The 12,025-nt window shown below is 33.3% G+C and carries 9 protein-coding genes; 2 read left to right on the top strand and 7 right to left on the bottom strand.

All coding sequences use genetic code 11. The features are described from left to right. Positions 1 to 542: 542 nt before the first annotated feature. The gene (locus WBQ70_RS05960) at positions 543 to 1,121 is read right to left on the bottom strand and encodes a Crp/Fnr family transcriptional regulator (RefSeq protein ID WP_423911695.1); all 579 of its coding nucleotides are present in this window, start codon (positions 1,119 to 1,121) and stop codon (positions 543 to 545) included. Positions 1,122 to 1,249: 128 nt separating this feature from the next. Continuing rightward, positions 1,250 to 3,124 (bottom strand): peptidase U32 family protein, encoded by a 1,875-nt coding sequence (locus tag WBQ70_RS05965; RefSeq protein ID WP_423911696.1) that lies wholly within the window; start codon positions 3,122 to 3,124, stop codon positions 1,250 to 1,252. Positions 3,125 to 3,773: 649 nt separating this feature from the next. Between WBQ70_RS05965 and scpA the strand changes: the two genes are divergently transcribed. Further along, positions 3,774 to 5,915: a methylmalonyl-CoA mutase gene (gene scpA, locus WBQ70_RS05970; RefSeq protein ID WP_423911698.1), complete on the top strand. Its 2,142-nt coding sequence runs from the start codon at positions 3,774 to 3,776 to the stop codon at positions 5,913 to 5,915. Between the two features lie 184 nt (positions 5,916 to 6,099). Here the strand turns inward: scpA and WBQ70_RS05975 are convergent, their stop codons facing one another. From WBQ70_RS05975 to dapF, 5 genes are all read right to left on the bottom strand, one after another. Continuing rightward, positions 6,100 to 6,741: a peptidoglycan-binding protein LysM gene (locus tag WBQ70_RS05975; RefSeq protein ID WP_423911700.1), complete on the bottom strand. Its 642-nt coding sequence runs from the start codon at positions 6,739 to 6,741 to the stop codon at positions 6,100 to 6,102. Between the two features lie 97 nt (positions 6,742 to 6,838). Continuing rightward, positions 6,839 to 7,792, bottom strand: a complete 954-nt coding sequence (locus WBQ70_RS05980; protein ID WP_423911702.1) for a DUF2279 domain-containing protein — start codon at positions 7,790 to 7,792, stop codon at positions 6,839 to 6,841. Further along, positions 7,762 to 8,802 (bottom strand): endolytic transglycosylase MltG, encoded by a 1,041-nt coding sequence (gene mltG, locus WBQ70_RS05985; protein WP_423911705.1) that lies wholly within the window; start codon positions 8,800 to 8,802, stop codon positions 7,762 to 7,764. Before mltG ends, WBQ70_RS05980 begins: the two co-directional genes overlap by 31 nt. Positions 8,803 to 8,812: 10 nt before the next feature. Beyond that, positions 8,813 to 9,346, bottom strand: a complete 534-nt coding sequence (locus WBQ70_RS05990) for a GNAT family N-acetyltransferase (protein WP_423911707.1) — start codon at positions 9,344 to 9,346, stop codon at positions 8,813 to 8,815. Between the two features lie 27 nt (positions 9,347 to 9,373). Next, a complete protein-coding gene (gene dapF, locus WBQ70_RS05995) occupies positions 9,374 to 10,156 on the bottom strand; it encodes a diaminopimelate epimerase (protein ID WP_423911709.1) in 783 nt (260 codons plus the stop codon). A gap of 139 nt (positions 10,157 to 10,295) precedes the next feature. Here dapF and WBQ70_RS06000 point away from each other — a divergent pair, with 139 nt between their 5' ends. Then, complete coding sequence (locus tag WBQ70_RS06000; protein ID WP_423911711.1) at positions 10,296 to 11,696, top strand: trypsin-like peptidase domain-containing protein; 1,401 nt, start codon at positions 10,296 to 10,298, stop codon at positions 11,694 to 11,696. Positions 11,697 to 12,025: the final 329 nt, after the last annotated feature.

The raw sequence follows: 12,025 nt of genomic DNA on the forward strand, positions 1-12,025 counted from the left end.
AAAATTTTAATAGTTTAAGGCAGTTTTAATTATTTAAAATCGAGTTCTTGATGTAGTTGTATGTCAAGTGTTACAGTGTACTTCGACCAAGTTATCTATAATTTTTAATTCTTGTACGTAATGGTAAACTTACTGTAGAGCCGAATTGATACACACGGTTTCTTGATGTTCTAATTCTGTTTTTCTAAGATTTTATCAAACTTATATTCATAAACAATCAAATATTTTAAGGCTTCAAACTTATTCTTTACCTGCATTAGAAACAAAATTCCTTGAAAAGGAATAGTTACGATTTTATGTTATTGTGTCGACGTAGTCAATAGAACATTCTAACTGCAATAGTTTCATCGTTGAGTACGTGTAATAAGCCAAACTCATTTCTATCGGCATTGCAATAATTTATAAAACTAAAGTTGTATCTGCTATAACTTTGAATGTAGTGATTATTGTTATGTAAATTTACGACGTATGTTTACGTAGTACTTAATTTATAATAAGGAAAAGGAGTTGAGGGTAAAGAGATGCAAAGTAAAAATAATAGATTAGCTATTTTTTAATATTCGAGATTTCATTTTACTAAAAAATTCAGGAGTGACTCCAATAAATGAAGCAATTTGTTTTTGAGGAATTCTGTATTGTAAGTCTTGGTATTTGACTTGAAATTTTTCATAACGTTCTTCGGCGGATAAACTTAAATTATCCATTAGACGTTCTTGATTGGCAACTAAAGAATTTTCGATTAATATTCTAAAGAAGCGCTCGAGTTTTGGAATTTCATGATATAAAATTTCTTGGTTTTCTTTCGAAAGCACCAATATTTCGGCATCCTCAAGAACTTCGATAAATAAGTTTCCTGATTTTCCAGAAAGCAAACTATACATATCACTAATCCACCAACCCGAACAAGCAAAACTCATAATATGTTCGACAATATTATCATTGATGTTAAAACTGCGTAAAATCCCAGAATTCACAAAGTAAGAATCTTTGCAAATCGTGCCACTTTGTTGCAGGATGGTTTTGGCTTTGAGTTTTTTGCTTTCTACTTTAGACAAAAAAAGTTCTTGCTCTTGAGGCGTCAGATGTATGTGTTTTGATAAACTGTCTAGAATTAAAGTCATATTTGTTTGATTAGGTTGCGCATTTCAAATTTAGGTAAAAGGAGTCGCTCTAGGTTACTAACTTAAAAAATAAATTTGAGAATTTGCGGTCATAAAAAAACCGATACTGTGGAGTATCGGTTGGTGTATTAATGAAAATGATCCTCTTCGATTTCAAATTCGGCATCTTTTTCCCAAATTTCCATCTCACAAGGTTTGCAATTGAATTTGAGTTTGTATTCTAATTCACCTTGTTTTAGAACTAATGGTTCTTTTACTTTTTTGTCCATGTTTTCACGATGGTATTTCGGACATCTTTCTAATTCGTATTTGATGCAATATTTGGTCGTCATCACACGTGATTTTCCTGGATCCCATTGCAATTCAAACGCTTTTTCAATTTCAGTAACGCCGTGACGTTCATAGAATTTACGAGCCATTTTATTTGATACGTTGTACATGAAATCTAATTTGCTTTCTGGATACGGATGTGAGGTTTTAACCAATTGGTGTTCCTCACGTTTGTAATTAGCCAAACGAATTTCAGATAATTGTTCGTAAACCGTTCTACGCATTTCATTAATTTTAGAAATCGGTAAAAACCAATTTTCAGAAAACATCACGGTAATTTCATCAGCCGTATAAGGGGTAAATCCTGTTTTAGCCAAATTAATTTTGAAATTCTCAGCGATGGATTCGTTGTTTTTAGTTTGTTCTTTTGGGTGAACCAAAGTAACGATACTTATATAACCATCTTCATCGGTAGCGATTAATTCAAAACCATTTTCATTTTCGGTCAATAATAAGGTCGTGCTTATTTTACGCACGGCACTGTCTTCGCGCTCTACAATTTTAATGAAAGCGGCATCATTGTTACGGTAAATAAACGTATCTGGTTTGATTTCTTTGAGCACATTTGGATAAACCAATCCATTTTCGACTTTGTTTACATAGATTCCTTCGGCTTCGTTATTTTCGTTGATAAAACAAAGTCCATCGCCATTGTTTAGCAAATGACCGTTTTCAATTTCGTAAGCATTAGCGGTGGTTTTAATCAGTTTACCAATGTATTGTCCTTTGGATTTTGGACTTTCCCAAGAACCGATAGATTGGTATCTTTCGTTTACAAAATAATCCGTATAACCTCGGTTGAAACTTTTATTTAAAGCAGAATCAAAGGTATACGTACATTTACCCGAAGAAGCTTTGGCATATTTAGCGCTTCCTTCGTTTTCAAGGAAATGATCTAATTTTTGACGTAAATAAGACACATTATTTTTCACATAGACCACATCTTTTAAACGACCTTCAATTTTAAAGGAGCAAACCCCTGCTTCAATCAAACTTGGGAGTTGATCCGAAACATCTAAATCTTTTATCGAAAGCAAATGTGAATTTTTGATTAAAGTGTCTCCGTTTCCATCAATCAAATTGTATGGTAAACGACAGTTTTGGGCACAAGACCCACGATTAGCCGAACGTTCCCCATTGGCCACACTCATATAACAGTTTCCGCTGAAAGAAACACATAACGCACCGGTAACGAAGAATTCCAATTCAACATTTGCTGTGTCGGCAATTTCTTTAATTTGGTGTAAGTTTAATTCACGTGCGAGAACCACACGTCTCATTCCCGCCTCTTTTAGGAATTTAATTTTGTGAGGATCGCGGTTGTTGGCTTGTGTACTGGCATGTAACACGATAGGGGGTAAGTCCATTTCCATCACGGACATATCCTGAACGATTAAAGCATCGACCCCAATATCGTACAGTTTCCAAATCATTTGACGACAGGTTTCCAGTTCGTTGTCGTAAAGGATGGTGTTGATAACCACAAAAACTTGGGCATGGAATAAGTGTGCATATTGAACCAAAGCAGCTACATCTTCGATGGAATTGGTAGCATTGGAACGAGCTCCAAATTTGGGAGCGCCTACATAAACTGCATCGGCACCTGCGTTGATGGCTGCCATTCCATGAATCAAATCTTTGGCAGGAGCTAGTATCTCTATTTTTTTCTTCATCTATTTTAAGGATGGTAATTTGTTAATTTCTAAAACTTTAGCATATTTGGCTTTCACCTAAAAAAGTTTGCAAAGTTCTTATAAATTATCCAAGATTTCTAATTTGAGGGAAGTTTTTTTGTGGAATTGTTTTCTGCATAAAAAAGTAAAAATAAAACCATTGGTTGCTTCACAAATTATATGACTAGTCATAATACAATGTATATAGAACTACCATCATAAATTTTAGATAACTCATCACAATGAGGACAATTAAATTTTAAGCTTTTTTCATATTCAATAAAAACATCAATCACTTGTGTGGGATGTTCAATATCTATCTTTTTTAAAACCTACTGAGACTTAACTCATAACAAAATTCCTAATACGTCTAATTTCAGGATTTCAAATTAAACTATATTTTAACTTTCCACTAATTTAGACCGAGAGTCTATTTATTAATTGAATCTAATACTTTTTATTTTTCTATTTAGCGTAATATTGATGATAATCGTTGACTTGTTACATTATTGTAATTTTTAGTTCTTGTTTAATGTTTTTTTTGATTTTTATGAAGAGTAATGTTTTATTTTAATCAAAAAAGAATAATATTCCATTACAGTTTTTAAAAACTATTATCTTTGGTTATCGGAGGTTATTCCATATATACATGAAAAGAAAAAATATTCAAAATATCACAATCCGCAAATATATTGGTAAATCTAAATCAGATAGACCAGAAAGTATTTTTACTACTCCAGAAGGGATTGCTGTGCGATCTACTTATTTTGAAAAAGATGTTGAGGATTTAGAACATTTGGATTTTGCTGCGGGTTTTCCGCCGTATTTACGTGGTCCTTATGCAACAATGTATTTAACTAGGCCTTGGACTATTCGCCAATATGCTGGATTTTCAACAGCAGAAGAAAGTAATGCTTTTTACAAAAAAAATCTAGCTGCCGGCCAAAAAGGACTTTCAATTGCTTTTGATTTACCTACACACAGAGGTTATGATTCAGATCACGAACGAGTAGTGGGAGATGTGGGGAAAGCAGGAGTAGCTATTGATACCGTTGAGGATATGAAACGATTGTTTGATGGTATTACGCTCAGTGATATTTCGGTTTCTATGACTATGAATGGCGCTGTTTTACCTATTATGGCTTTTTATATTGTCGCTGCTGAGGAACAAGGAATTGCTCCCGAACAATTATTAGGTACGATTCAAAACGATATTTTGAAAGAGTTTATGGTTCGAAATACCTATATCTATCCACCTAAGGCATCGATGAAGATTGTTTCGGATATTTTTGAATATATCCATAACAAAATGCCGAAGTTTCATTCGATTTCGATTTCGGGCTATCACATGCATGAAGCGGGTGCTACTGCTGATCTGGAGTTGGCTTATACACTCGCTGATGGATTAGAATACATTCGCACAGGATTAGTAACGGGAATGAAAATCGATGACTTTGCTCCTAATTTGTCTTTCTTTTGGGCAATTGGAATGAATCATTTTATGGAAATTGCAAAACTTCGTGCCGCTCGAATGTTGTGGGCCAAATTAATGAAGCAATTTAATCCTCAAAATCCAAAATCATTGGTTTTGAAAACACATTGCCAAACCAGTGGTTGGAGTTTGACAGAGCAAGATCCTTTTAATAATGTAACTCGGACTTGTATTGAAGCAACTGCGGCCGTTTTTGGTGGGACACAATCGTTGCATACGAATGCCTTAGACGAAGCAATCGCTTTGCCTACTAATTTTTCGGCTCGAATTGCTCGAAATACACAATTGTATTTAAGAGAAGAAACTAAAATAACCAAAACCGTTGATCCTTGGGGTGGTAGTTATTATGTTGAAAGTTTGACGAATTCCATTGTTGAAAAAGCTTGGCAATTGATTGAAGAAGTTGAGGCTTTGGGAGGAATGACAAAAGCCATTGAAACTGGAATTCCGAAACAACGGATTCAAGAAGCAGCCGCACGGAAACAAGCCCGAATTGATAGTGAACAAGATACGATTATAGGCGTTAATAAATACCGTTTACAAAAAGAAGAGCGACTAGAAATATTAGATGTGGACAACGAGAAGGTGCGGAATCAACAATTAGAAAGTCTAACTGAAATTAAATCAAGAAGAAATTCTGATTTAGTAAAATTATCATTGGATAAGTTGGTTCATTGTGCACAAACTGGCGAAGGAAATCTATTAGAAATTTCGATTGAAGCAGCAAGAAATCGAGCTACCCTGGGCGAAATTAGTACTGCTCTTGAAACAGTTTACGGTCGTTATATAGCACAGATAAAATCCTTCAGCGGCGTGTATGATAAAGCTATAAAAAAGGATGTTGAATTTGAAAAAGCGAAACAATTAGCAAATGATTTTGCGAACGAAAAAGGAATTCAACCACGGATTTTAATTGCTAAAATGGGACAAGACGGTCATGATCGTGGCGCTAGGGTAGTGGCTACCAGCTACGCTGATGTTGGTTTTGACGTTACAATCAGTCCATTGTTTCAAACTCCTGTAGAGATTGTGAAACAGGCTGTGGAGCATGATATCCATGTTTTAGGTATTTCTTCATTGGCTGGGGCGCATAAAACATTAGTTCCCCAAGTGATTGCCGAACTAGAACATTGCCAACGTGATGATATTATGATCGTTGTAGGAGGTGTGATTCCAACGCAAGATTATCAATTTTTGTTTGATGAGGGAGTCCATTTTATATTTGGACCAGGAACTAAAATTAGTGATGCCGCTTCGACAATCTTACAAAGTCTATTAAAGGAAAACAATAATTATTAAGCCGTTGGGTGAAATTAATAAGATTCACTTAAAAAAGGCAATTCTAATTTAAATCTGAAGTTGTTTATACCCAAAATGTCAGTCTGAGCTTGTCGAAGACTCATATAAGATGCATTTAGACAAGCTCAATGTGACAATAGGTTAAAATTAACTATCAATTTAATTTCACCCAACGGGTTAATTATTAGTTCATAGTAACTACGGCATTATTATTAGCAACAATAAATGAAGTATCGTATCCACCAAAAGCTTTCATGTAACTTCTTACGGAAGTACCATATGCATCTTTTAAAAATCGTTTACCATTACTGCTAAAGAATTTTTTTACAGAACCTGCGCCACCTAAATGAGCAGCGGCCAAAATACCAGATTCAGTTACTTGAATTCCAGCAACTACTTTACCATCATATTTTTCAATAATGTCACGCAAAAGCCATTTGTTTTTTGCTAAAAGTGCCACAAATGCCTTTTCCTGCATTTTTGGACTTTTCAAAAAGGATAGGCTGTCTTTAATTCCAATTGTTTTTAGCGTTTCAACACCAAACTGGTATTTCCCTAAATAACCTAATGAATTAATTTTTTTGTATTTTCCTTGTGATTCTTTGAAGCCGATTGCTTCTTTGAAACCAATAAATAAATTTCCAGTAAAAGGGATATTCAAATTAGTGTAATCTTCTTGTTCTTGTGATGGATATAAGTACTGCGATCCATCAGGGTTTTTTATTATAAACCAATGATTAGTATCAATTTTAAGGGGTTTAAAACCGGCGCTTAAAAAAGCTATAATAATCGCTAAACTTGTATAAAAATACCACTTCTTTCTCATAAATTGTTTTTCTTCAGAACGCTGTCCCCTTCTGAAATTTCTGCATGCAAATATACAACAATTTTTATAAAACTGAAAATCAAGCTGTTAAACTATGTTAAAAAAGGATTGGGTGCACTCTAACTCTCTCGTTAGCTGTGAATTCTATTGATGGTGAAGGAATTTTTAAAGTGTTGAAAATACTAAAAAAAGTTTTTAAAATATGGGATTTTGTATCGATTTTCGTTAGGTCAACGTCTAAGCTGAGGTAAAATTGTCTTTTTTTTGTGGTTTGAAAGCCGGTGTAATTTTTAGGTATTTCTCCGTTGCCTGAAATCATTCCATCGGCTCCGTAACCTAAAGCAAGGTTGATCCATTTTGGAATTTTAGTGTCTTTAGCGAAGGATTTTATATTGAAGGAAAGCCAATAGGTTTGACCGTTGTAATCTTTTAAAATTTGTTGGGTTAAAGTACTTCCTAAAACGTTAGGTCGTTGTGAGGGATAAATGGACTGTTGAAATGAGAATTTTGGAATAATGCGCTGTTCATTCCAGAGTAATTCTTGACTTACATATAGCGCCGTTCCTGAAGCATTAGCTATAATATCACCAACAGAAGCTCCCCATTGGGATGAAAAGCCATCGAGAACTTCAATTGCTGTTTGAAATGTAAATCCTAATCCTGCCCCATAAAGGAGTTGGTCCTTTTTACTAGCGCCACTCCATTGCAGTAATTCGGCACCAAATCGCCCTAAATGATAGGAAGAGTAACTATGTCCCAATTTGTCCATTTGCAACCACTCGGAATTGTCGTTTATAAAATGAAATTTAGAACGAGGATAATCCGCATACCACAATTGATTCAGTCCAATCAAAGTAGCTGTGCCAATTATGGTTTCAGTAAGTATAATTGTTTTTTTTCTATTGAAGTTTAGCGTGTCAGAGGGTTTTAAAAAAGAATCTATTCTATTTTGTGAAAAAGAGATCGTACTCATGATTCCAAAAAAGAAAAGGTGTAATGGTATTTTTTTCCAGTTCAAACCTATCGTTTTACTCCTTGGCTGTTGATCCAATCAGAATATTTTTTTGCATTTTTATTATGTTCTGATAAAGTAGCACCAAAATCATGATAACCAAAACGTTCTACACTAGCACAGAAAAAGATATAATCATGTTTTTCAGGATTTAATACAGCATCCATTGCGGTAATGTCAGGCATGGCAATTGGGCCAGGAGGAAGTCCTGTATTTACATAAGTGTTATAAGGTGATGCCATTATTAAGTCGTTGTAAAAAACTCTTTTTATAACTTGGTCAAAATCATTTGATTTCTTTTTAATGGCATAAATCACTGTTGGGTCTGCTTGAAGAGGCATTCCTAATCGCAAACGATTCAAATATACACCAGCAATACGAGGTCGTTCGTCTTTTTTGACAGATTCTTTATGTACTATAGAAGCTAGAATAGTGGCTTCGACAGGGGTAAGGTTTTGCAGTTTTGCCTTGTTGATTCTTTCGTCTGTCCAAAAATTACGATACTCTTTAATCATTTTGTCTCTAAACTTAATGGACGAAGTATTCCAGTAGAATTCATAGGTATTAGGTATGAACATTGCAAAAACATTCTCTTCGTTAAAACCATTTTCTTTCATGAAAATGGAATCTTTGATGGTTTTAAGTAATGAAATACTATCTGCTTCGATTTGAGAGCTGATACGTCCAGCAAAATTTTCTAATCGTTCTTGATTATTGAAAGCTAATTTCACAGGGACATTTGAGCGCAATGCTTTAACTAATTCGTAACTATTCATTCCTTTTGTAAACAAAAAACGACCTGCTTTTACGTTTTCAGGATAATTTCGTTTGCTTGCGACCATTTCAAAATGATCGATGTTCTCGATATAAGGAGTAAGAATTGCTTTTGCAGCTTCATAATTAGAATCAGTAGGAATATGTATATAAACTTCATTTTCAGAGAATTTGGTGTTTTCAGAGAAAATTTGTCTAATAATAATAAACCCATAAAGGATTAATCCAGAGATGATAACAATGGCTGCTGTCGAAATTATTTTCTTTAAGTTCAAAATCTTATTATTAAAATTGTTGATTGATTAGTTGGTAAATTCCTTCATCTTTATATTTTCCTTGAATAAAATTCCAGTCTTTTTTTATACCCACACATTGGAAACCAAATTTAGTAAAAAGTGCTTTACTGGCACTGTTTTCTTCGCCAATATTTGCATACAATTGATGTAAATTCAAATGTTCAAAAGAATAATTTATCAGGAGTTCCAGTGCTTCTGAACCTATCTTTTGATTTCGATTGCTAAGTCCTTGGATTACAATACCTATTCCTGCTCTATTGTTTTTTGGATCAAATTCAAATAAATCAATAAGTCCTAATGCTGGGAAATCTTCATCCTGACAAATGGCTAATCGCAATTGTTTCGCTTCGTAAATATCTTGATTCGCATTTTCTAAATATTGACGAATTAAAAAACGGCTATATGGAGTTTGTGTATTGCTTACTTCCCAAATGTTTTCATCGTTTTCCATAGCATAAATGAACTCTAAATCATTAGGTTCTAATGCTCGGATGTAGATGTTTTTTCCTTTTAAGGTTATCATTTTGAGAGTTTTTTAAGAGAAATGGATTTATATTTCAATAGTTCCTTCAAATACAAATTCAGCTGGTCCTTTTAGGAATACATTTGTGTATTGATTGTCTTTTTTGTCAAAAGAAACAATTAGTTTTCCTCCTTCAACATTCATATTGATTGAAGTCGCTGTTGTTTCACCAATTGCATTCATGACAATAGCGGCAGCAGTTGCTCCAGTTCCACAGGCTAATGTTTCGTCTTCAACTCCTCTTTCGTAGGTGCGTAATGAAAAAGTAGTATCATTTATTTTTTTGACAAAATTGATATTACTTCCTTCTTTACCGTATAAAGTTCCGTAGCGGATTGCGGCTCCATTATCTTTTACATTATAGTTTTCTAAATCATCTACTATTTGAACATGATGAGGAGAACCAGTGTTTAAAAATGAATATTCTGAATCAATATTTATATTATTTACATCAATCATCTGTAGCGAAACAATTTCGTCATGTCCCACACTGGCATGGTGCAAACCGTCAACAGCGTTAAATGTAGTTTGGTTTTCGATAACATTTATTTTTTTAGCAAAAGCAACTAAACATCTTCCTCCATTTCCACACATAGTACTTTGGTTTCCATCAGAATTATAATAAACCATTTTGAAGTCGGTTTCAGAATCATTTTCTAACAAAATTAATCCATCACCACCAATGCCAAAACGTCTGTTGCATAAATGAGCAATTAGTTTGGTGTTTTCTTTTGGAAAAACACCTAATCGATTGTCTATCATTACAAAGTCATTTCCTGTACCTTGGTATTTATAAAAAGGGATTTGCATTTTTTTAAATTTTAATCATGCAAAAATACGAATTATTAATGAAAAGTTAATCACTGTTAAAGAGCGTTAAACTCCTTTTTAATAATTGATTTTGGCATTATTTTTACAATACAAATAACGTAAAACAAACTTTAATATTATGAAAAATATTTCACAGCTTTTTGTAGTATCTCTTTTGAGTGGAGTACTTACTTTGGGGGCATATAAATTGTTATTTGACAGTAATAGTCCTCTTTCTTTAGAAAAAAAAACACTAACCACTTTGGCAACCGATAACTATTCAAGAAAGGTCGGACTTTCGTCCAATGTATTAGATTTTACCGAAGCAGCTGATAAAACGATTCATACCGTAGTTCACGTAAAAAATGTTTCTCGTAGAACCGTTTCAAACCCAATGTTGGAATATTTTTATGGTTATAAAGGAGGTCAATCACAGGAGCAAATTGGCACGGGATCTGGTGTTATTATTTCAGAGGACGGGTATATAGTTACTAATAATCATGTTGTCAAAGATGCTTCGGAAATTGAAATTACGTTGAATAATAAGAGATCTTATACAGCAAAATTAATTGGAACCGATTCTAAAATGGATATTGCGTTGTTGAAAATTGATGCAAAAGAAAAATTACAGTATACAACTTTTGGTGATTCAGATAATGTAAAAGTTGGAGAATGGGTACTTGCTGTGGGAAATCCTTATAATCTAACTTCGACTGTTACAGCAGGAATTGTTTCAGCCAAGGCTAGAAATTTAGGAGATAACGGTATTCAATCCTTTATTCAAACGGATGCCGCAGTAAATCCAGGAAATAGTGGAGGTGCTTTGGTTGATACCAATGGGAATTTGATCGGAATTAATACAATGATCTCTTCAATGACAGGTTCGTATGTGGGGTATTCGTTTGCAGTTCCTTCTAATATTGCTCGTAAAATTATTGAAGATATTATGGAGTATGGTAACGTGCAACGTGGAATTCTAGGAGTAGAGGGAGGAGAATTAAATTCGTTGGCTTCTAAAGAATTAGGGATTTCTGAGACTGAAGGTTTCTATGTAAATAAGGTTTCAAAGAACTCGGGTGCTGAAAAATCAGGGCTTCAAAAAGGCGATGTTATTGTTAAATTAGACAATCAAAAAATTGCAACTTTTGCTGATCTTTCAGGTTACATCAATACAAAACGTCCTAATGATACTGTAGAAGTTACTTTTCTTAGAAATGGAAACAATAAAATTACAAAAGTCACTTTAAGTAAAAATGAGTTTTTCTCAACTGAATTTAAAGGAATTGAATTGGAAAATATTGATGTTGCTGATAAGAAAAAATTCAAATTAAATTATGGTGTCAAAATAAAATCAATAAACAATGAAAATTTAATGCAATATATGGATGAACTCAAAGGAAATATTATTTTGAGTATTGACAATATTAAAGCAACTAATATTGAATCAGTTTCTAGATTATTAAACAATAAAGATGAGAACCAAAGTGTTCGTTTGGAGATGGTAAATAAAAATGGAGAAATTATTCGGATCATTATTTAATTAACTCTTTAGAAATCAATTAAAACCAGTTAGTGTTTCATAACTGGTTTTTTTATAAAAAAAAAGTATAAAAATATTTTACGAAATCGATTGAAAAAAGTATTTTTGCATCAGATTTTAAATTTTAGTATGGTTTTTAGGATTGTCTATATATTTGAAGTGTTATTGATATACAGGTAGGAATCGCTGCTTTTAATTTTTTAGTTTTTAGTTTTTATTTCAAGTTACAGATTAAGATTTACAGCGGTTTCGCCTGAGATTAAAAAAAAAATCCATTCCCTAATGAATGGATTTTTTTGTTTATTTATTTTTTTTAGCTTTTATCATAG

It is taken from the genome of Flavobacterium sp. (assembly GCF_049590715.1).
GTDB lineage: Bacteria > Bacteroidota > Bacteroidia > Flavobacteriales > Flavobacteriaceae > Flavobacterium.